This window comes from Halolamina litorea, assembly GCF_026616205.1.
GTDB classification, from domain to species: domain Archaea; phylum Halobacteriota; class Halobacteria; order Halobacteriales; family Haloferacaceae; genus Halolamina; species Halolamina litorea.
The window spans coordinates 931,817-952,841 of sequence record NZ_JANHGR010000001.1; the positions used below are offsets into that span (position 1 = coordinate 931,817).

Sequence of the window (21,025 nt, forward strand, 5' to 3'; positions counted from 1 at the left end):
GGTAAAGTGCGTCGAAACGGGCCCTGTCAGGACGTGTCAGGCCCCTCGTCGCGGGCCCGCCGCCGGTACGCGCCGTAGGGGTCCGCCGGATCGAACGGCGCGGGCGCGGAGTTGATCGCGTCGGCGCCACAGTCGGGACAGGTCGAAGAAAGCGTGTAGACGGGACGTTCGTGTGCGGACTCCCACGCCGAACAGACGCGGATGTCCGATTTCGTCATTCCTCGTCTTCCCGGCGTTCGCGGTGGTACTCGGCGGTGCCGCCGAGTTCCTCGATGGCGGCTTTCGCGCGGGCCGCCGCGTCCTCGAGTTCGGACTCCGCGACCTTGTAGTCGGGTGCCTGCACCTCGATGCGGTACTCCGGCGCGCCGACGTAGGAGACCGACAGTTCGACCTCCTCGGGGACGTCGTCGTCGCCCTCGCCTTCGGCCGCACGCAGCGCCGTCTTCACGTCGTCGACGCCGTCGGGACCGGGCGAACGGATGTCGACGTAGCCGGTCACGTTGACGTACGGAACCGAGACGTTCTCCCGGGCGGTCTGCACGACCGCCTGGACGGCGTCGTCGTCGATGTCGACGTCCTCGAGTGCCTCCATCCCGTGGATGGCGGCGTCCTCGAAGGCGTCGTACAGCGAGTCGTGGTCGACCAGCAGCGCCTCGACCACGTCGTCGCGGCCGTGGTCCTCGCCGAAGGCGAGTTCCATCCACTTCTCGGCTTTCTGCTGGTTTTTCCAGCGCTGGATCGTCTCCTTGCGCTGGTGTTCGTTGACGTCCTTGAGCGAGAGGTCGACCTGTTGGGCCGACTCGTCGACTTCGAGCACCTTGGCGACGACCGTGCGGCCGACGCTCACGTGGTCGCGGACGTTCTTGATCCACCCGGAGGCGACCTCCGAGATGTGGACCAGTCCGCGGTGCTCGTAGCCTTCGAGGTCGACGAACACGCCGAAGTCGGCGATCTCGTCGACGGTGCCGACGACGAGCTCACCCGGTTCGGGCCACTCGTTCCCCGCCATCAGGCGTTATCGCGCCTCGACAGTGTCGGCGACCTCGCCGTTGAGTTCGGCTTTGCCGCCGGTGGGCGTCGCCAGCGTGGTGCCACAGACGGCACAGTTGACCGTCGTGGACGCCTTCTGGAAGACGACCTGCTCGTTCTCACAGTCCGGACAGACGACCTGCAGGAAGTCCCCGGTCATTCCTGGAACTCCAGACGGCCGGTACGCCATCCTTCTCGCATGTGAGCCTTGTTGCAGTCCGAGCAGATGTACTTCAGGTGGGTCTTCTTCGTCGGCTTGTCGCCGGACGGAACCTTCGAGAACTTACCCGTGTTCCCGATGACCTTCTTCCCGCGCTTCTGCTGGCGGGCGGCCCACTTCATGCCGGTCTGGCGGCCGGATCGAACCTTCTCGACCTCGTGTTCGTGGTGGGCGTCACAGTGCGGACAGTACGTGTTCATGCGGCGTGGCATCTCCATGGATATTCGCCTCTTGTCGGCGACTTCGGGAGGACCGCTTAAAACCCGTTTGGTCTCGTCCGACGACGCGTCATCACCGGCCCGGTACTGCAGGGAAGCCGTTCCGGGGCTGAGCGCACCTACTTCGCGATCAGTCCGACGACGGCGATCAGTAGAAGCGCGGACAGTCCACCGATGACGAGCATCGTCGTGCTCACACCCGAGGAGGAGTCACCGGACTGGCTACCCTGCGGTGCTTCCGTCGCGGTCACCGGCTCCTGTACGTCGAAGCTCATGGAGATCCCGTCGATCTCCTTGGCCATGTCTTGGTGCCCGACGGGCCAGTACTGGATGTCGGCCGTCACCGTCCGGTCACCGGTGTTCTCGCTGTAGACGTTCGCGCGGATGCTTCGGATGTTCCCGGGGTTGACGGTGAACTGAGCGGTTACCAGCCCCGCCCCACCGCTCATGATGTCCGAGGACCCTTCGATCCGCATCCCGCTGGGCACCTGCATCGTGATCGACACTTCGACCGCGCAGTTCGCGGTCGCATCGACCTGGAAGCCGCCGGAGATAGCCCCTGGTTCACCCTCCGAGAGGGTCTTCTCGGGAGCGTAGAGCCGTGACTGGGAGAGAGACGGGTCGTCGTCGCCGGGGTCACACGCCTCCGCCTCGGTCGCCGTCGATGCCGCGGTGGAAGTCACTTCCGGGGTTTCGGTCGGTGTTCGAGTGGGCGTTTGGGTCGGTGTCGCTGTAGGCGTCGCGGTCGGCGTTGCTGTCGCGGTGGGTGCCACCGTCGCGGTAGGTGTCGCCGTCGCAGTCGTATTGTTCGTCTGGACGACGTTTGCTTGGCTCCCTTGTGCCCCGATCGCCGCCTGGGTTCCAAGAACGGACAGAACGATAACGACTACAAGAAAGAGCGAAAAGCGTGTCTGGTCTCGACTCACGAGGCCACCTGAGTGTGTTCGTGACTTAACGCTTGGCGTTCAGGTAACGTGATGTTCGAAACGTCTTTCCCGGGTGACGATATTCCCCATGTGAGACATAATGGACCACCGAAAGACGGCTCTCCTCCTGTTTACTGCACTTCTGGTGGTCTCATTCGTACCCGTGGCGCTGGGGGCGTCACCACCGTCGGCGTCGCTCTCGTACTCGCCGACGACGCCGAACCCGGACGAGACCGTTACGCTCGACGCGAGTGGATCGACGGACTCGGACGGCGACATCGTGGAGTACGAGTGGGACACCGACGGCGACGGCTACTACGGCGACTACGACGACGCTTCCGACGGACAGACGGCCAGGATATCGTTCGACGAGGGGGGGACGTACACCGTTGGCGTCCGGGTTTCGGACTCGGAGGGGAACACGGACACGGAACGAGTCCGAATCACGGTCGACAACCCGGCACCCGACCCGTCGTTCACGTTCAGCCCGTCGACGCCGAACCCGGATGACACGATTACGCTGGACGCGTCCGGTTCGTCGGATGCTGACGGGAGCATCGTCAAGTACGAGTGGGACACCGACGGCGACGGCTACTACGACGACTACGACGACGCTCCAAGCGGACAGACGACGCAGGTCTCGTTCGGAGAGGGCGGCACGTACACGGTCGGCCTCCGCGTCACCGACAACGGCGGGAAGAGCCGCGAGATCACCAAGCGGATCACGGTAGACAATCCGGCACCCGAACCGTCGTTCACGTTCAGTCCGTCGACGCCGAACCCGGACGACACGATCACCCTCGACGCGTCCGACTCGTCCGATTCCGACGGGAGAATCGTGGAGTACGAGTGGGATACCGACGGTGACGGCTACTACGACGACTACGACGACGCCCCAAGCGGGCAAACCACCCAAGTGTCGTTCGGAGAAGGTGGGACCTACACGGTCGGTCTCCGCGTCACCGACAACGGCGGCAAGAGCCGAGAGATCACGAAACGCATCACGGTAGACAATCCGGCACCCGAACCGTCGTTCACGTTCAGTCCGTCGACGCCGAACCCGGACGACACGATTACGCTGGACGCGTCCGGTTCGTCTGATTCCGATGGATCGATCGTGGAGTACGAGTGGGACACCGACGGCGACGGTTACTACGACGACTACGACGACGCCCCAAGCGGACAGACTACCCAAGTGTCGTTCGGAGAGGGTGGAACCTACACCGTCGGTCTCCGCGTCACCGACAACGGCGGCAAGAGCCGAGAGATCACGAAACGCATCACCGTGGAGAACCCCCCGCCCGAGCCGGCGTTCACGTTCAGTCCGTCGACGCCGAACCCGGACGACACGATCACACTGGACGCATCGAGTTCGTCCGATCCCGACGGGAGTATCGTGGAGTACGAGTGGGACACCGACGGCGACGGGAATTACGGCGATTACGACGACGCGGCCGACGGGCAGACGACGCAGGTCTCCTTCGACGAGGAGGGGACCTACACGGTGGGCCTCCGCGTCACCGACAACGGCGACGTCGAGCGGACCACCACCCGACAGATCACCGTCGAGAACCCAGCGCCGAATGCGTCGTTCGTCGTCGCGGAATCCGACTCCGAGGGACTATCCGTGGCGCTCGACGCTGCGTCGTCAAGTGATCCGGACGGATCGATTGTTGAGTACGACTGGTACGTCGAGGGAGCGCGTGAAGCGACTGGCTCGTCGGTCACGCTCGACTTCCCGCGCAAGGGCGCCTACGAAGTGCGCCTCACGGTGACCGACAACGGTGGCAAAACCGCATCCGTCACTCGGACGGTCGGCGTGAGTGAGCCACCGACGCCACGGATCACGTTCGAACCCGGCCAGACAGTCGGGACCGGCCAAGAGATCCGTCTCTCGGGCACGGAGTCGTCCGACCCCGACGGTCGGGTCTCGGCCTACCGGTGGGCAATCGGTGGCGGGGACACTGCTCAGGGCTCGGAGATCACCCGAAGCTTCCGGCGGCCGGGCGAGTACGACGTGACGCTGACGGTGCGCGACGAGACGGGACAGGAGCGGAGCGCGACACGAACCGTCGTCGTTCGGGAACCACCCACGGCCTCCTGGCAGTTCTCCCCTGATGACCCGATCGACGAGGAGACGATCACGTTCACGGCCAGCTCGGAGGACGACATCGAGACGTTCCGGTGGGACTTCGACGGCGACGGCGAGTTCGACGCCACGGGGCCGGAGGTCGAACACGCGTACAGCGACGGGGAGACCAAGGACGTGACACTCGTCGCCGTCGATCAGTTCGGAGTGGCCACGCGGGTCGAGAAACAAGTCCCCGTCGAGGAGGTGAAACCCAGCGCCTCGTTCGAGTGGCGGCCGGACAAACCCCGGAGCGGGCAGGACGTTGTCCTCACGGGGTCGACCGATGCCGACGACGCCACGATCGAGTGGGACTTCGACAACGACGGGGAGTTCGACGCCTCGGGCGAACGGGTGACGACGGCGTTCGACGAGAACGGGAAGCAGGTCGTCGTCATGCGGGTCACGGGGCCCAACGGAGACACGGCCGAAACCAGTCGGGTCGTCACGATCCAACAGAGCGCCTCCTTCGAACTCACCAGCGAACAACGGACCATCACCACCGGCGACGAGGCGGTCATCCGGTTTACCGCCTCGAACGAGCTTGCTGACGTGCCGATCAGGGTCCGGCTCGACATCGACCTCCCCGGTTCCGGCGCGGGGATATCGGGAGTCAGCGGCGCGGAGTTAGCGAGTAGCAGCGCCACGACGTTCGTCGACATCGAGCCGGGCGGTGAAGACTCGTTGAACCTCCGAGTCCAGTTCAACAGCCCTGGCGAGTACAACCTCACCGGTACGGCCGTCTACTACATCGGGACCGGGGAGAACGAATCCCGTCGAACGACGACCATCGGTCCCGTTCGAGTAACGGCCGTCAGCCCGGACGCAGCCGTCCAGACGGGCGTTGTGAGTCCTGGGTTCGGGGTCGGAACCGGTCTGATCGCGCTTCTGCTGTCCCTCTTGCTGCTCAGACGGGACTGACCTCCGTTCGACGGTCGGCGTTTTCAGACGCGACGCGATGCCGTGTTCCGCGGTATGCGACCGAAGCGATTAAGCACCAAACCACCGAACCTCGTGCGCATGAAGCAGCTTATCGTCCACGGGGACGCGGGGTTCCGACGCGACGCCGTCATCGAGGTCGACGGCGAGGAGCTGGTCTGTTTCGGCATGGCCAAGCAGGGCGACTGGCACGGCCCCGACGAGCCCCAGATGTGGTGTACGGTCGGCACCGCGGACGAGCGCGAGGCCTACGAGAAGCGCCAGTACGTCCCCCACTGGCTCGACACCGAAGCCGTCGACGCCGAGGACGTCGAGGTCCTCAGCGAGAAGAACCCACTGAACGTCTGAGGCGCCGAACGTCGCCACCGGTGCCGACGCGTCGCAGTTTATTTTCACCCGACTACGAGATGCTTTATCGAAGCGCCCCCATACGCTCTCCATGGGGCCCTCCGAACACGACCACGGTGGTCCACCCTTGACCGATCGGCTCGTCACCTACTCCCGGCGTCCCGAGGAAACCGCGGTTGAAGCGATCGTGATGGCATTCGAGGCCATCGACGCCGACGTGACCGAACGCGAGAAAAGCCTCCACGACTGCTTCCCGACTGACGCCGTCAACCGACTGGTCCGCGGCGACGCCGTGTTCCGCCTCCGGCTCTCGGTCTGGGGCCATCCGCTCGTCCTCACCCCGGAAGCGGTCACAGTTTACGCCGCCCCGAGCGAGTAGGGCTGCCCGCTCACTGGGGCAGTTCGTCCCGGTCGACCTCGTACACCACGACGTTCCCCTGCACGAACACCGGTTCGTAGCCCGGGCGTTCGTTGAAGTTCACCAGTTCGCCCCCGTAGCGTCCGCGCTCGGCGGCGCCGACCCAGACGTACTGCACGTCGTACTCACGGATCAGCGACGCCGCCTGCTCGGGCGTGCCCATGTAGAACGTGTCGACCGCCTCGGCGCGTCCGTAGTAGGCGTCGGGGCCGCGGTAGCCGACCTCGTGGGCCCACCCGGCGACGGTGGGCACGCCAGTCAAGCTTGACGCGATCGAGGACTCCCAACTGTACATCCCGGGGGTGCTGCCGGTCGCGGGTGCCGAGACGATCACGGTCTCCCCGTCGGCGTTTCGGTCGAGCCAGTCGACCGCCGCGAGTTCGTCGTCCTCGTAGCCGTGCCAGTCGGGCAACTCCGTCGCGTCGAGGGTCGCATCGCGGTCGGTGTCGAAGTGCCCCGTCAGCGCGAAGCCGCCGTAGAGCGAGGTCGAGACAAGGACCAGGACGACGGCGACGACGCCGACACTGCCGAGTGCGCGCTTCATGGGCGCCTCCGCCCGGTCGGCGGCGGCGCCGACGGCGCCGCGTGCGGCGGCGAAGAGCCCGGCGACGGCCGCGCCCGCGCCGACCGCCCAGAACACCCACACCTGCATGTACACCTTGAACACCGTGTTCATGCGGAGCGGGCCGGCCTGCTCGTTGACGAAGACGAGTTCGACGATGGTCACCAGCCCCGCGCCGGCGACGATGAGCACGGTCTCGTAGCCGACGTCGCCGAAGCGCAGGAGCGCCCACCCGAGAACTAACAGCGGGAGCGTGAACGCCAGCACGTCGAGCGGGAGCACGAGCGCGACGGCGGCGACGACCCCCACGGCGGCGACCAGCGAGAACTGCCGGTCGGTTCGGGTCCGTGAGAGGAGGAACAGGCCGAACACGAGCAGGAACGCCCCGTGGACCGCGAACAGTTCGAACACGCCGCTCCGTGCCGCCGCGGGGAGGAACTCGATCGTTCGGCTGCTCCCGCCGGTCGCGCGGGTCAGGAACGGGAGCGCCAGCGCGGCGGCGACGAGCGTGAGGCCGCCGACGATCCCGAGGGGGACGAGCAGCCGTTCGAGTTCATCGACCGCGCGGCGGGTCGTCGACGCGTCCCCGTCGCCGGCCAGTTCGTCGGCCAGCCGTTCGCGGACGCTACGGACCCGTTCGACGCCGCCGTCGGGGAGCAGCATCGTCGATCCGGCGGGGCTCAGCGCCAGCGCGAGGTAGGTGATCCCGAAGATCGACGGGAAACTCCAGGTGCTCGTGACGATCTGGAAGAAGCCGAGCAGGGGAACCACCGCGAGCAGCCCTAGACGGCGCCGACGCTCGGCTGCGGGGGTCCGGTAGAGCGCGAACCCGATCGCGGCAGCGAGCAGGAGGAACGGCGTGCCCATCATGTGGGCGTGCATGTCGCCGTTGAGCCACGCGAACAGCGGGAACTCGTTGATCGTCGGGAACGTCGTCCCCTCGACGGTGTCGGTGATCACCCGGCTGGCGTCCCAGTAGCTGAACCCCTCACCCGAGAGCGGCATGGGCTCGATGCCGGGGGCGAGCGACTCCCGAAGCCCGGTCGGGAGGAAACCGAGGGCGATCCGTCCGACCGTCGCCAGGTTGCTGGCGAAGCCGACGAAGAACGCCGCGAACGCGCCGCCGGTGACGGGGTCGACGCCGTTGTCGGCGGCGACGTTCGACGCGAGGTCGTAGGCCGCGGCCACGAGCATTGCGTAGAAGCCCGCGAGCGCGAGGTTGTACGCGAGTTCGGGGGCGGTCCCGGTCAGGTAGGTGAGGATCGCCGCGAGCAGGTGGCCGCCGTAGTAGTACGCCACCGGTTCGCCGGCGAACCAGAAGTCCTCCGGCGGGAGCGTCCCCGAGCGCAGGAGTGTCCGGAGCATCCCGTAGTCGAGGTACTTCTCGCCGCCCACGGCGTGGACCGCCGGGTCGGCCGACCGGATCGCCACCAGCAGGAAGAACGCGGCGACGAACACCGTCGCCACCTCGGCGATCGCACGGCGGTTCACGGCGAGGTCGGGCGCCACTCGAAGCTCCCGCTCGCGGAGCGCCTCCCTGTCGAGGCCGAGCGCGGCGGCGACGCCGACGAGGACGAGGACGCCCACGAACACCGTCGCCGGCCCGAACGAGAGTTTCCCCAGCCAGTACACCGGCAGCCAGACCGTCAGCAGCGCAAGCGGGAGGGCGAAGCCGACCCCCGCACTCCGGAACCGGCCGAACAGCCGGGCCGCGAGCGGGTAGCCAAGGACTCCCAGCCCCGCGAAGATGACGAGCCATACGAGCACGGCGAGATACTGCATCGGGAACATCAGCGGTCCGCGGCCGGAAACGCCTTTCGGGTGGCTCCAGCAGTCCCACCCTCGAAATCGCCCCCCACCGGCACGCCCGCCGACGGTTTTTGAAATGCGAAGAATTATTCACGAAGGAAAAACCCCACGGGGGGTGATGCGTAACGTTCATGGGTGTAACGAGCCCACCTACACGCACGAGGCTACGAATGGCAACACTCGAAATCAACAATCTGCACGCGCAAGTCGCCGAGAACGGGGAGCGCATCCTGCGTGGGGTCGACCTGGAGGTCAACTCCGGCGAGATTCACGCCCTGATGGGTCCGAACGGGTCGGGGAAGTCCACGACCGCGAAAGTCATCGCCGGCCATCCGGCCTACGAGGTCACCGATGGGGAGATCCACCTCCACCTCGAGGACGAGGACGTCGCCGACGTCGACGCCGACGAGGACGAACTCACGTGGGACCTGCTCGACCTCGAACCGAACGAGCGGGCCGCACTGGGTATCTTCCTCGCCTTCCAGTACCCTGCCGAGATCGAGGGCGTCACCATGACGAACTTCCTCCGTCAGGCGCTCAACGCCAAGCTCGAAGAGCGCGAGGAGCTGTTCGAGGACGACGACGAGGCCGAGGCAGAAGACGAGGACGAGGGCTACGATACCTCCCCGATGGAGGGCCCCGCCGACGAGGGCGAAGTCGGCGTCGCCGAGTTCCAGCAGATCCTGAGCGAGAAGATGGAGCTGCTCGACATGGACGAGAAGTTCGCCCAGCGATACCTCAACGCCGGCTTCTCCGGCGGCGAGAAGAAGCAGAACGAGGTCCTGCAGGCCGCGATCCTCGAACCCAGCATCGCGGTGCTCGACGAGATCGACTCCGGGCTGGACATCGACCGACTGCAGGACGTCGCACAGGGAATCAACCGACTGCGTGACGAGCAGGGCACCGGCGTCCTGCAGATCACCCACTACCAGCGGATCCTCGACTACGTCGAGCCCGACCGCGTCCACATCATGCTCGACGGCGAAGTCGTCATGGAGGGCGACGCCGAGCTCGCCGAGGAGCTCGAGGAGAAGGGGTACGACTGGGTGCGCGAGCAGGTCTACGAGACGGCATAACCCATGAGTTCAGACCAGGACCACCTCAAAACGACCGACACCGAGGAGCGCTTCGACTTCAAGAAGGACTCCGAGGCCGCCTACGCGGCGGAGAAAGGGCTGACCGAGGAGACGATCCACGCGATCTCCGACGACAAGGACGAGCCCGACTGGATGCGTGAGCGACGCCTCCGCGCGCTCAAGCAGTTCCAGGCGATGCCGATGCCGACCGACTGGCCGGGCCAGCCCGACCTGTCGGAGATGGACATCAACGAGATCGTCCCGTACATCCGCCCGGACATCGAGACCCGTGGCGGCGTCGACGACTGGAAGGACCTCCCCGACGAGATCAAGGACACCTTCGACAAGCTGGGTATCCCGGAAGCCGAGAAGAACGCCCTCTCGGGCGTCGGCGCCCAGTACGAGTCGGAAGTCGTCTACCAGAACATGCTGGAGCGGTGGGAGGAGAAGGGCGTCGTGTTCATGAACATGGACCAGGCGGTCCAGGAGCACGAAGAGCTCGTCAAGGAGCACTTCATGACCGACTGTGTCCCCCCCAGCGACAACAAGTTCGCGGCGCTCCACGGCGCCATCTGGTCGGGCGGCTCGTTCGTCTACGTCCCCGAGGACGTGACCGTCGACATGCCCGTGCAGGCCTACTTCCGGATGAACTCCGAGGGGATGGGCCAGTTCGAACACACCCTCATCATCGCCGAGGAGGGCTCGGAGGTCCACTACATCGAGGGCTGTTCGGCCCCGAAGTACTCCGCGTTCAACCTCCACTCCGGCGGCGTCGAGGTGTACGTCGGCGAGAACGCCCACGTCCAGTACTCGACCGTGCAGAACTGGTCGAAGAACACCTACAACCTCAACACGAAGCGCGCCCTCGTCGAGCAGGACGGGCGCATGGAGTGGATTTCGGGCTCGATGGGCTCGAAGGCGACGATGCTCTACCCCTCCTCGGTGCTGAAGGGTCGGGGCGCGTCGGACAACCACATCACCATCGCCTTCGCGGGCGAGGGACAGGACATCGACACCGGCGCGAAGGTCTACCACAACGCGCCGAACACGAAGTCCACCATCGAGTCGAAGTCCATCAGCAAGGACGGCGGCCGCACGAACTACCGCGGCCTCGTTCACATCGCCGACGGCGCCGAGAACTCCTCGACGGCCGTCGAGTGTGACGCGCTGATGTTCGACAACGAGTCGACCTCCGACACCATGCCGTACATGGAGATCAACGAGTCGAAGGTCGACGTGGCCCACGAGGCGACGGTGGGGAAGATCGGCGACGAGGACATCTTCTACCTCCAGACCCGCGGGCTCGACGACGACGACGCCAAGCAGATGATCGTCTCCGGCTTCATCGAGCCGATCACGGAGGAGCTCCCCATCGAGTACGCGGTGGAGCTCAACCGACTGGTCGAACTGGAGATGGAGGGGAGCCTCGGATAATGAGCGCCACGATCAAGCAGGGCCTCACGGCGGACACCGTCCGCGAACTCTCCGAGGCCCGCAACGAACCCGAGTGGCTGCTCGAACGCCGCCTCGACGCGCTCGACGCGCTCGAGGACGCACAGCTGCCGGACGTGATCCAGACGCCCGGGCGTCGGTGGAGCAACCTCACCGAGCTCCAGTTCGGCAAGCTGGTCGACCCGCTGAACCAGGTCGACGAGACCGAGCGCGTCACCGATGAGGGTATCGAGGTGCTCGACTTCGAGACCGCCCTCGACGAGCACGAGGACCTGCTCCGCGAGGAGTTCGGCGCCACGCTCGACCCGGAGACCAACTACCTCACCGCGCTGTCGGCGGCGCTGTTCACCACCGGCACGCTGATCTACGTCCCCGAGGGCGTCGACGCCGAGGACGTGAAGATCCGGACCGAGATGCGCTCGCGCTCGCTGTTCAGCCACACGCTCGTGGTGACCGAGGAGAGCGCCTCCGTCACCATCCTCGAAGCCATCGGCGACGAAGGTCCCACCGAGGACGACGAGGGCCGCTACTTCAGCAACCTCGTCGAGGTCGCTGCCGGCCCGAACTCGAACGTCCAGTTCGGCTCGCTGCAGGACCTCTCCTCGGACGCCTACTGCTACACGCTCAAGCGCGGCGACGCCGGCGACCACGCCACCATCGACTGGATCGAGGGCAACTACGGCACCCAGATGACCCGGTCGGACGTGGAGACGGAACTCAACGGCGAGGGCAGCGAGTCCCAGATCGTGGGCTCCTTTTTCGGCCACGAGGACCAGCACTTCGACGTGAACGCCCGTGTCTGGCACAACGCCGAGCACACGACGGCGGACCTCGTGACCCGCGGCGTGCTCGACGACACCGCCCGCTCGGTCTACGAGGGTGTGCAGGACGTCGGCCGCGACGCCTGGGACACCTCGTCCTACCAGCGTGAGAACACCCTGATGCTCTCAGACGAGTCCGAGGCCGACGCCTCGCCGAAGCTGATCATCAAGAACCACGACACCGAGGCCAGCCACTCCGCGACGGTCGGACAGGTCGACGAGCAGGACCTGTTCTACATGACCTCGCGGGCGATCAGCCCGGAGCAGGCACGCAACATGCTCGTCGAGGGCTTCTTCGTGCCCGTGCTCGAGGAGATCGCCGTTGAGGAGTTCCGCGACGACGTCGAGGAACTCGTCCAGCAGCGCCTCGACTGAGGCGCCGCGACTCGCCGGCCGCTCTCCCGGCCTAACTGAACATCTTTTCGCGTTGGATCTGGAGCCGGAGGAACGCCGGGATCGCCACCAGCGCCAGCAGGACCTCGGCGCCGCCGGCGAAGCCGAACGCCGCGGGGTAGCCGAGGTCGTCGGCGACCAACCCGCCGCCGACGACGCCGGCGAGGAAGCCCAGACTGCCGGCGATGTTGAACCCCGCCAGCGCGACGCCGCGCTCCCCTGTCGGCGCGAGGTCGACGACCAACGCCATCGTCGCCGGCGCCATCAGCGCGCCGAGGACGCCGACGGCGACCATCCCGAACTGCACCGCCAGCAGCGCCTCGCCCCGGGCGGGGAACACCGACTCGGCGGCCCCGATCCCGAGCACGACGATCCCGTAGAACGCCGAGCCGGCGACGATCGGGACGGTTCGGCCGAAGCGATCGGAAAGCCGGCCGAAGGGGTACTGCAGCAGGCCGAACGGGGCGAAAAACAGCGCGAGCGTGAGCCCCGTTTCGGCCGGCGAGAGGTCGAAGGCGGTGCGGAAGTAGACGGTGCCGACCAGCGCGAAAAAGCCCGCCGTCAGCCGGTCGGCGAAGCCGAAGGCGAACGGGACCGCGAGCGACGGGGTCCGCCGGAGCGCGCCGAACGCCTCGCGCACGCCCTCGTGGTCGCCCTCGGGGGCGTGGTCGGCGACGAGGAACGTGGCGACGCCGATCAGCAGCAGGAGGCCGGCGCCGGTCCAGAGCGGCACGAACGGGCCGACGGAGTAGAGTTGCCCGCCGAGGGGCGCACCGAGTGCGGTACCGAGGCCGATGGCGATGCCGGCGGCGCCCATGTTTCGGCCGTTCCCCTCGCCCAGGTCGGCGAGCATCGACATGGCGAGCGAGAACGCGCCGACGGTCGCAGCCCCCTGGAGGAACCGGACGAGGAGAACGAGTTCGAACGCCGGCCCGGTCGGGCCGAGGAGGGCGAGCACCCCGTAGCCCAGCGCGCCGAGTACCGCGCCGGCGGCGACGAAGGGAATGCGGCGGCCCGCCGTGTCGCTGGCGGCGCCCCAGACGCCGGCGGCGAGGGCGAACGCCGCGAACTCGGCGGCGAGGAACCACGTGCTGGCGTCGAGGTAGTCCCCGCTCCCGAACCCCATCGCGGCGACCAGCCGGTCGACCCCGGGGTAGAGCAGCGTCTGGGAGAGCATCACCGCCCAGACGACGAGTGCGAGCGCGGTCCGGTCGCGGGAGGACACGCGCGGCCGTTCGTGCTCCGCGGGCTTCCGACTTCCGGGTCCGGCCAACCCCGCGAAGGGCCGGGCTTAAGTCCCTCCCTGACAGAGTCGGGACTGATGAGCACGGTATCGGCCGCCAGCCGGGGGAGGTCGCCGTGAGCGTCGACCAGCGGGTCGACTCCGACCACCAACTCGCCCGCCTGCTCCAGATCGGCGTGGTTCTCGAGGAAGTGGTCGAGGCACGCGCGTACCGACACTACCAAAGTCTCGCCGAGGAGGACCGCGACCTCGAGGCCGACGTGGAGGCGCTCCTGGCCGACGCCGCCGAGGAGTCGGCCCGCCACCGCGAGCGCTTGGAGGAACTGGTCGACGAACTCGACGCCGAGTCGATCCCCTTCGGCGACGTGGAGACGCTGGTCGAGGCCCGCTACGGCCGGACCAAGCCCGAGGATTTCGACGGCGTCCTCTACGACCAACTCTGTAACGAGGAGACGGCCTACAAGTTTTACGACGACCTGATCGACGCCATCGGCGCCAGCGACGCCGAGTTCTCGGTCGACCGCGAGCGCCTGCTCGGGGTGCTCTCGGAGATCCGCGACCAGGAGGCCGCGGGCGTCGAAGAAGTTACGCGGATCATGGAGGCTCGGGAATGAACACGGCCGATCAGTACCTCAAGGCGATCTACCTCGTCCAGCGCACCGACGACGGCCCCGCGGCGACGGGTCGTGTGGCCGACTCACTCGACGTGAGCCCCGCGAGCGCGAACGAGATGATCGGTAAGCTCGAGGAGCGCGGGCTCGCAGAACACGAGAAGTACAAGGGCGTCTCGCTCACCGACGACGGGATCGCCCGCGCGGAGGACGCGCTCCGGACGTACTGCATCATCGAGCGCTTCCTCGCGAACGTCCTCTCCGTGGAGGAGTTCCGCGAGGAAGCCCGCCAACTGGAGCCGGTGATCGACGAGACGGTCGCCGACCGACTGGACACCATCATCGATCGCGCCGACGAGTGTCCGGACTGCTTCGACGCCGAGGCCGACGCCTGTTGCTATCTCGCCGGGACGTGTGAGCAGGGCGCGGACTGACCGGAACGGTAATACTCTTGTACGGCGCCCCGCTTCTCCCGAGTGCAGTCCCGTGGTGTAGTGGCCAATCATGAGGGCCTTTGGACCTGCTCGGCGTCGCCGGGCGGGGGAGACAGCCTTCGACGGCGGTTCGAATCCGCCCGGGACTATCCTCTCGGTTCACTGGACCGGCCAGCAGCGCGACCCGTCCGCGCTCAGTTGACCGCTTTCGAGAGCTCCGCACCCGCTTTGAACTTCACGTCGTTCGACGCCGCGTCGGCGTCGACGAGGTGGAGGACCGGCGCATCGAGCGTTCCGATGACACAGACCGGATGGATGTCGGGGTCCTGATCGTCGCAGTCACCGCCGCCGTCGGCGAGCGCCGCCCGCGACTGGACGGCCCAGTAGCTGTGCCCCTCGCTCGGACAGGCCGAGCGGACGTTCGTCGGCAGCGTGTCGCCGTCGTCGTCCTCGTCGGGGGCGAACGCCTTCCGCAGGACGATGTCGCCGTACTTCGCCCGGCCGGGGCGCTTCCGGCGCGTGGCGAGTGACTCCAAATCAGTCCCGCCCTCCTCGATGTCCGACCGTGTGACGCCGGCGAGGACGTTGGGGCCGTCGGCGACGAGGAGCGTCGCACTGTCCTCGTAGAGCGCGCCGTCGTCGAGCAGCCAGCCGCCGGCGTAGAGGTACTGATCGTCGTGGCTGAGTCGTCGCACGTAGAGCAGCGCCGGCATCGGGGACGGGCAGTCCGGCGGCGTCGCGAGCACCGGACAGACGAACGTCGCGGAGGCCGCGACGCCACCTTGGGTCCGCTCGTCGCCCCACGACCCGAGCGTTCTCGGCGCCTCGATACGCCCGTCCGTCGAGATGCGCAGTAGCTCGTGACTCTCCTCCACGGCGGGGCACGCCCCGGTGACGACGACGCTACCCTCCTCGGCGGTCGCGAAGACGTGGCGCTGTTTCTCCGTCTCCTCGGCCAGCGTCGCCGTGAGGAGGTTCCGGCAGGCGAGGTCGCGGTGGACCACCACGGGGCCGTCGATCTCCCCGCAGCGGTCGTCGCCCTGCTCGCCGATCAGGTAGTCGAGCACCCGCCGCGGGGTGAGCTCGTCGGCCAGCGCGGGGCCGTCGTTCGGGAGCCGGGCGTCGGGGAGGCTGACGACGAAGCGCTCGCCGATCGTCCCGTCGCCGTCGAGGTAGGCGTAGAGGTCCTCGGTGCCGTCCCCGAGGCCGTCGCCGTCGCTGTCGAGGTCGCCGCCGATGAGCTTCAGGTCCGAGTCGACGATCTCCCGGGCCTCCCGGAGCGAACTCGCCGCTTCCTCCCACTCGGCGGCGGCGACGGCGTCGCGGGCCGACCGCCCGAGGTCGCGTCGCCCGTCGGCGTGCTCGCGGACGGTCACACATACCTCCGAGCCACAGCGATCCAGCGTCCCCCGGACTTCGGTGACCCACTCGACGAAGCTGTCGAGGGAGGCCGTCGCTTCGGCTGCCGACCGGGCGTCGACGGCCGCGATGGCCGAATCGAGGTGGATCGAGAGCGCCCGCTCCATGTCCAGTACCGTCGCGAGTGTTCTCGCGGCGTCGTCGTAGCCGTCGCCGTCGAGGTCAGGTACCCAGATCGGTTGGGTTCTGTTCGAGCGCGAGGAGTTGTGGTTCTGGGCCCGCGTGGTCGTGCTGGTAATCCAGCCGTCGAGGTCGACGCGCTGGCCGCGGGCTCGGAGCCCCGCCGGCACGTAGCGGACCTCGGTCGCGCCGCTGGGGAGGTGCTGGCGCTCCCCGTCCGACTGATCGGCCCAGAGGGCCGGGTCGCCGCTGTAGAACGCGGCCGGCGACGCCGAGGTGGTTCCCAGCGCCGCGTCGGCGGCGCGGTTCAACACGCCGTCGAGGGCGGCACAGCCGGCCAGCCCCGACAGCGCGACCGCTCCGCTCGCCGCGAGGACGCGTCGACGCGTCGTGTGGAGGGTGCTCTGGGGGCTGTCCGCTGTCCCGGTGGTCGGCTGGCTGTTCGCGTCCATCGGTAGCTGGTACGTCGGCAACGTATATAGGGTAGTACGCTCCTACCGACCGAACACCGGCAATAGTGGGCTCGAAAACCCCGTTTTCGGGATACGGGCCGGAGTCGGGTCGCCGCTGCCGCCGCGCTCGCCGCGAGCCCCGCGGTAACACTCACGTCAGCGCGAACTCAAGTCCCTCCGGCGCCTATTCACGGCCATGGCTGACCCAACACCGACGCCGGGCATCCACCACGTCACGTGCGTCGCCGGCGACCCGCAGCGCAACATGGACTTCTGGGCCGAGACGCTCGGGATGCGACTCGTGAAGCGCTCCATCAATCAGGACGACCCGAGCACGTACCACTTCTTCTTCGGCGACGCCGAGGGGACGCCGGGGACGAGCATGACGTTCTTCCCGTGGGAACACCTCTCGCAGGGGAAGATCGGCTCCGGGCAGGTCTCCCGGGTCGCGTTCCGGGTCCCCGAGGGGAGCCTCGACTACTGGGAGTCGCGCTTCGACGACCACGGCGTCGACTACGACGACCGGGTCGAGCGGTTCGGCGAGACCGTCCTGCCGTTGCGCGACCCCGACGGCCTCCCCGTCGAACTGGTCGAGAGCGACATCGGCGCCGACGACCCGACGACGCCGTGGACGGAGTTCGTCCCGGCCGACGCCGCCATCCGCGGCTTCCACTCCGTGACGCTCTGGCTCGCCGACCCCGACCCGACCGAGGAACTGCTGGAAACGATGGGGTTCGAGCGCCTCGGCACCGAGCAGGCCGAGGGTGACACCCCCGGCGACGAGCGAACTCGCTTCGCCGCCGAGGGCCCCGTCGGGAAGTACGTCGACGTGCTGCCGACGATTCAGGGCGGCCGCAACGGCCACGGCACCGTCCACCACGTCGCGTTCCAGACGCCGACCGACGCCGATCAGGAAGCGATGCGGAAGGCCGTCCGCTCGCGCGGACTCAACCCCACCGCACAGGTCGACCGCCACTGGTTCCGCTCGGTCTACTTCCGCGAGCACGCCGGCGTGCTGTTCGAACTGGCGACCAACGGCCCGGGCTACGACAGCGACGAACCCCTCGACGACCTCGGCGGGCGACTCGTGCTCCCCGGGAAGTTCGAGGCCCGCCGTGACCAGATCGAGGCCGGGCTCCCGGACGTCACGATCCCGCGGGCCGAGACAGCCGAAGCCGACGACTGAGCTCGCAGCGACCCTCTTCCCCACCCCCCGTTTTCTCGCCGACGTGAACGTCGACACCGGCGGCGCTATCCACGCGCCGGGGGCCGACGACTGATCGTGTTCGACGCCGTGAGTGAAGAAGAATTCTCTTCGAAAATCGAGCTTGTTCGAATACCCGGTACAGTTTTCACAGTTCGGCGGCAACGAGCCTCCATCATGCCGGATCGAACCGACTCGCTCGTGTGGGGCGTGGTGTTCGCGCTCCTGTTGTCACTGGCCGTCCCGTGGTTCCTCTGGGACGTGTCGACGGTCGCCGCCGGACTCCCGGTCTGGCTCTGGTGGCACGTCGGCTGGATGGTGCTCGCGTCGGCCGTCTTCGCCGTGTTCACCCGCTACGGTTGGGGCGTCTGGATGGGGGGGATGTCGTCGTGATCCCCCTGCAGTCGGCCGTCGCTATCCAGATGGGCATCGTCGTCGCCTACCTCATCGTCACCCTCGGCGTGGGGTTGGTGGCCTACAGACTGACCGACCGTACTGCCGAGGACTACTACCTCGCTTCGCGCACGCTGGGGACCGTCGTCCTGCTGTTCACGACGTTCGCCACGCTGCTGTCGGCGTTTACGTTCTTCGCCGGCCCGAACATCGCCTACGCGAACGGGCCGGAGTGGATCCTCGTGATGGGGCTGATGGACGGGCTGATCTTCGGCGTGCTCTGGTACGTCGTCGGCTACAAGCAGTGGCTGGTCGGGAAGAAACACGGCTACGTCACGCTGGGAGAGATGCTCGGCGACCGGTTCGGCTCGCCGAGGCTGCGGGCGCTGGTCGCCGGCATCTCGCTGTTCTGGCTGTTCCCGTACGTGATGCTCCAGCAGGTCGGTGCCGGCGGCGCGCTCTCGGCGCTGACCAACGGCGCGGTTCCCTACTGGGCGGGCGCGGGGCTGATCACCGTGTTCATGATCGGCTACGTCGTCCTCTCGGGGATGCGCGGCGTGGCGTGGACCGACACGCTCCAGGGGCTGTTCATGCTCACGATGGTCTGGGCGGCGTTCGTCTGGGTGCTCGGCTCGGTCGGCGGCATCGGCGCCGCCACCGACGCGCTGGCGTCGTCGAACCCCGAGTTCCTCTCGCTGGGCGGTGGCGTCTACTCGGCCCCGTGGATGCTCTCACAGGCCATCGGGATCGCCTTCGGCGTCGCCATGTTCCCGCAGGTGAACCAGCGCTTCTTCGTCGCGAACTCCGAGAAGGTGCTCAAGCGCACGATGGCGCTCTGGCCGCTGGTCGTCCTCCTCCTGTTCGTGCCGGCGTTCATGCTCGGCGCGTGGGCCGCCGGGTTGGGCGTGCCGATGCCCGAGAGCGGCAACATCCTCCCGGGCGTGCTCGCGGAGTACACGCCGACGTGGTTCGCCGCGCTGGTCGTCGCCGGCGCGATGGCGGCGATGATGTCCTCCTCGGATTCGATGCTGCTCTCGGGGTCGTCGTACTTCACGCGGGATCTCTACCGGCCGTTCATCAACGACGCCGCCAGCGCGCGCCGCGAGGACCTCATCGCCCGCGTCGGCGTCGCCGTCTTCGCGACCCTGGCGTTCCTCGCGAGCCTCTACAACCCACCCTCGCTGTTCGTCATCGGCGACACGGCGTTCGGCGGCTTCGCGCAGTTGGCGCCGCCGGTGATCGTCGCGCTCTACTGGCAGCGGACGACGCTCTCGGGGATGGTCGCGGGGCTGCTCGGCAGTCAGCTGTTCTACATGGTCACGACGTTCACGCCCGCCGCGGGCGAGACGACGACGGTGCTTGGCGTCGTCGTCCCGGGGGTGATGGAAAGCTTCGCGGGGTGGTCGTCGTCTATCGCGGGCATGGTCGTCGGGCTTGTGCTGGTCGTGGGCGTCTCGGCGGTCACGGCGCCGGCACCCGCAGAACGGCCGGCCGTCCTCGGTGGGTCGAGCGAGACCGACGACTGAGCGCGGTCCCGTTTTCCCGCCTCAACTCCGCCCGCTCAGTCCCGCCGCCACGCCTCGCGCAGGAACACGAGTACGCCGCCGAACATCGCGAGGTTGCCGAAGAAGGCCAGCCGGTCGCCGCCGCCCTCCCCCTCCTCGGCGTTCCAGAAGTCGTGCATCGTCGTCGTCACGACGGCGAGGAACGTCGCCGCCGCGCCGGTCGCCAGCCGGGGGAGCTTCCAGAGCGCGATTCCCAACCCCGCCGCGAACATCGTCCCCGACGCCAGCGGCGCGAGCGTCTCCGGCATCGGCACGCCCGCGGATTCGGCGTACTCGATGGTGTCGTCCATGTCCCGGAAGTCCTCGAAGGCCTGCAGCGCGAGCCCGAGACCGAGTGCGATCCGTCCAAGCCGCGAGAGCGAGCGGTCGTCGTCCGTCATGGCTGACGGTTTCCGTCGGTACCCCCAAAAGCGTGTCTGCGGCGACGATGGGCCGGGTCAGGCCAGTTCGAACGTCAGTCGCTCCTCCTCGCTTCCCTTCGTCTCCCGGCCGGTCACGGTGACCTCGCCGATTTCCTCGGTGTTGGAGACGTGGGTCCCTGCACAGGCAGTGCGGTCGAACGGCTCGTCGTCGCCTACCCCACCGACCTCGACGATCCGGATCTCGGTGATCGAGTCGGGTAGCAGCGCCAGCCGCGTCCGCTCGGGGTCGAGTTCGTCCTCGGCGGTCTCGCGGTCGAGTACGTACCACTCCACGGGCCGGGCGTCGTCGACCAGTTCGTTCATGCGGTCCTCGATCCGCCGGAGGTCGTCCTCCTCGAAGCGCTCGTAGGCACAGTCGAGCGTTGCTTTGTAGTCCCGAACCTGATTCCCGGTGGTCTCGGCGTCGAACTCGTCGAGGAGCAGCGCCGACAGCAGGTGTTGGGCCGTGTGGTAGCGCATGTGGCTGTACCGGCGCTCCCAGTCGAGTTCGCCCGTGACCGTCGCGCCGGCTTCGGGGAGCGCGTCGGCGCCGTCCCCGTCGACGCCGGCCCCGGGTTCGAGATAGTGGTGGATCCCGTCGTGTTTCTGTACGTCGACGACGTGCCACTCGCGGCCGTCGTCGGTGCGGATGGTGCCGTGATCGGCCGGCTGGCCGCCGCCCTCGGGGTAGAAGTGGGTTCGGTCGAGGACGACGCGGTCGTCGCTCACTGTCCGCTCGACGGTCGCCTCGAACTCCCGCACCGTCGAGTCGTCGAGGTAGAGCTGCTCGGTCATGGTGGGTCGGAGCACGCCGGGGCACCTAACGGTTCGGTCGGCGGCAGCG

At 67.7% G+C, this 21,025-nt stretch carries 21 protein-coding genes and 1 tRNA gene; 12 read left to right on the forward strand and 10 right to left on the reverse strand.

What is annotated here, in order from left to right; translation table 11 throughout:
• Positions 1–26: 26 nt before the first annotated feature.
• The 5 genes from NO998_RS04960 to NO998_RS04980 all read right to left on the reverse strand — a co-directional run bounded on the left by NO998_RS04960 (position 27) and on the right by NO998_RS04980 (position 2,150).
• Positions 27–218: an RNA-protein complex protein Nop10 gene (locus tag NO998_RS04960; protein ID WP_267645961.1), complete on the reverse strand. Its 192-nt coding sequence runs from the start codon at positions 216–218 to the stop codon at positions 27–29.
• The gene (locus tag NO998_RS04965) at positions 215–1,009 is read right to left on the reverse strand and encodes a translation initiation factor IF-2 subunit alpha (protein WP_267645962.1); all 795 of its coding nucleotides are present in this window, start codon (positions 1,007–1,009) and stop codon (positions 215–217) included. The genes NO998_RS04960 and NO998_RS04965 overlap by 4 nt, the downstream gene beginning before the upstream one ends.
• Positions 1,010–1,015: 6 nt before the next feature.
• Positions 1,016–1,189, reverse strand: coding sequence for a 30S ribosomal protein S27e (locus NO998_RS04970; protein ID WP_267645963.1), 174 nt, complete (start codon positions 1,187–1,189; stop codon positions 1,016–1,018).
• Complete coding sequence (locus NO998_RS04975) at positions 1,186–1,467, reverse strand: 50S ribosomal protein L44e (protein WP_209489254.1); 282 nt, start codon at positions 1,465–1,467, stop codon at positions 1,186–1,188. Before NO998_RS04975 ends, NO998_RS04970 begins: the two co-directional genes overlap by 4 nt.
• A 119-nt stretch (positions 1,468–1,586) precedes the next feature.
• Positions 1,587–2,150 (reverse strand): hypothetical protein, encoded by a 564-nt coding sequence (locus NO998_RS04980; RefSeq protein WP_267645964.1) that lies wholly within the window; start codon positions 2,148–2,150, stop codon positions 1,587–1,589.
• Positions 2,151–2,538: 388 nt separating this feature from the next.
• Between NO998_RS04980 and NO998_RS04985 the strand changes: the two genes are divergently transcribed.
• From NO998_RS04985 to NO998_RS04995, 3 genes are all read left to right on the forward strand, one after another.
• Positions 2,539–5,442, forward strand: coding sequence for a PKD domain-containing protein (locus tag NO998_RS04985; protein WP_267645965.1), 2,904 nt, complete (start codon positions 2,539–2,541; stop codon positions 5,440–5,442).
• A gap of 99 nt (positions 5,443–5,541) precedes the next feature.
• Positions 5,542–5,808 carry an HAH_0734 family protein gene (locus NO998_RS04990; protein WP_267645966.1) on the forward strand — a complete coding sequence of 89 codons (267 nt, stop codon included), beginning with the start codon at positions 5,542–5,544 and terminating at the stop codon, positions 5,806–5,808.
• Positions 5,809–5,899: 91 nt separating this feature from the next.
• Positions 5,900–6,187: a hypothetical protein gene (locus NO998_RS04995; protein ID WP_267645967.1), complete on the forward strand. Its 288-nt coding sequence runs from the start codon at positions 5,900–5,902 to the stop codon at positions 6,185–6,187.
• A gap of 10 nt (positions 6,188–6,197) precedes the next feature.
• Here NO998_RS04995 and NO998_RS05000 read toward each other — a convergent pair whose 3' ends face one another.
• On the reverse strand, positions 6,198–8,570 hold the full coding sequence (locus NO998_RS05000) for a DUF2298 domain-containing protein (RefSeq protein ID WP_267645968.1): 2,373 nt from the start codon (positions 8,568–8,570) through the stop codon (positions 6,198–6,200).
• A gap of 197 nt (positions 8,571–8,767) precedes the next feature.
• On the opposite strand from NO998_RS05000, the gene NO998_RS05005 reads away from it, so the two are divergent.
• Genes NO998_RS05005 through sufD form a run of 3 tightly spaced genes read left to right on the forward strand, consistent with a single transcriptional unit; the run spans position 8,768 to position 12,321 of the window.
• The gene (locus NO998_RS05005; RefSeq protein ID WP_267645969.1) at positions 8,768–9,673 is read left to right on the forward strand and encodes an ABC transporter ATP-binding protein; all 906 of its coding nucleotides are present in this window, start codon (positions 8,768–8,770) and stop codon (positions 9,671–9,673) included.
• A 3-nt stretch (positions 9,674–9,676) separates the two neighbouring features.
• Entirely contained in the window at positions 9,677–11,107 is a 1,431-nt protein-coding gene (sufB, locus tag NO998_RS05010) for a Fe-S cluster assembly protein SufB (RefSeq protein ID WP_267645970.1), read from the forward strand.
• Positions 11,107–12,321, forward strand: coding sequence for a Fe-S cluster assembly protein SufD (gene sufD / locus NO998_RS05015; RefSeq protein ID WP_267645971.1), 1,215 nt, complete (start codon positions 11,107–11,109; stop codon positions 12,319–12,321). Before sufB ends, sufD begins: the two co-directional genes overlap by 1 nt.
• Before the next feature lie 31 nt (positions 12,322–12,352).
• On the opposite strand, the gene NO998_RS05020 is transcribed toward sufD, so the two are convergent.
• A complete protein-coding gene (locus NO998_RS05020; RefSeq protein WP_267645972.1) occupies positions 12,353–13,564 on the reverse strand; it encodes an MFS transporter in 1,212 nt (403 codons plus the stop codon).
• 134 nt (positions 13,565–13,698) lie between these two features.
• On the opposite strand from NO998_RS05020, the gene NO998_RS05025 reads away from it, so the two are divergent.
• From NO998_RS05025 to NO998_RS05035, 3 genes are all read left to right on the forward strand, one after another.
• Entirely contained in the window at positions 13,699–14,196 is a 498-nt protein-coding gene (locus NO998_RS05025) for a ferritin family protein (RefSeq protein WP_267645973.1), read from the forward strand.
• A complete protein-coding gene (locus NO998_RS05030) occupies positions 14,193–14,627 on the forward strand; it encodes a metal-dependent transcriptional regulator (protein ID WP_267645974.1) in 435 nt (144 codons plus the stop codon). Before NO998_RS05025 ends, NO998_RS05030 begins: the two co-directional genes overlap by 4 nt.
• 46 nt (positions 14,628–14,673) lie before the next feature.
• Positions 14,674–14,776: transfer RNA gene (locus tag NO998_RS05035), tRNA-Gln, on the forward strand.
• A 45-nt stretch (positions 14,777–14,821) separates the two neighbouring features.
• Here NO998_RS05035 and NO998_RS05040 read toward each other — a convergent pair.
• On the reverse strand, positions 14,822–16,618 hold the full coding sequence (locus NO998_RS05040; protein WP_267645975.1) for a hypothetical protein: 1,797 nt from the start codon (positions 16,616–16,618) through the stop codon (positions 14,822–14,824).
• Positions 16,619–16,814: 196 nt separating this feature from the next.
• On the opposite strand from NO998_RS05040, the gene NO998_RS05045 reads away from it, so the two are divergent.
• The 3 genes from NO998_RS05045 (at position 16,815) to NO998_RS05055 (ending at position 19,741) form a co-directional block, all read left to right on the forward strand.
• The gene (locus NO998_RS05045; RefSeq protein ID WP_267645977.1) at positions 16,815–17,804 is read left to right on the forward strand and encodes a VOC family protein; all 990 of its coding nucleotides are present in this window, start codon (positions 16,815–16,817) and stop codon (positions 17,802–17,804) included.
• A gap of 195 nt (positions 17,805–17,999) precedes the next feature.
• Positions 18,000–18,215, forward strand: coding sequence for a DUF3311 domain-containing protein (locus NO998_RS05050; protein WP_267645978.1), 216 nt, complete (start codon positions 18,000–18,002; stop codon positions 18,213–18,215).
• Positions 18,216–18,244: 29 nt separating this feature from the next.
• Positions 18,245–19,741, forward strand: coding sequence for a sodium:solute symporter family protein (locus tag NO998_RS05055; RefSeq protein WP_345781125.1), 1,497 nt, complete (start codon positions 18,245–18,247; stop codon positions 19,739–19,741).
• Positions 19,742–19,776: 35 nt separating this feature from the next.
• On the opposite strand, the gene NO998_RS05060 is transcribed toward NO998_RS05055, so the two are convergent.
• Together NO998_RS05060 and NO998_RS05065 are read right to left on the reverse strand one after the other, a co-directional pair.
• The gene (locus tag NO998_RS05060; protein ID WP_267645979.1) at positions 19,777–20,160 is read right to left on the reverse strand and encodes a DoxX family protein; all 384 of its coding nucleotides are present in this window, start codon (positions 20,158–20,160) and stop codon (positions 19,777–19,779) included.
• Positions 20,161–20,217: 57 nt separating this feature from the next.
• Entirely contained in the window at positions 20,218–20,976 is a 759-nt protein-coding gene (locus NO998_RS05065) for an alanyl-tRNA editing protein (protein WP_267645980.1), read from the reverse strand.
• Between the last annotated feature and the right edge of the window lie 49 nt (positions 20,977–21,025).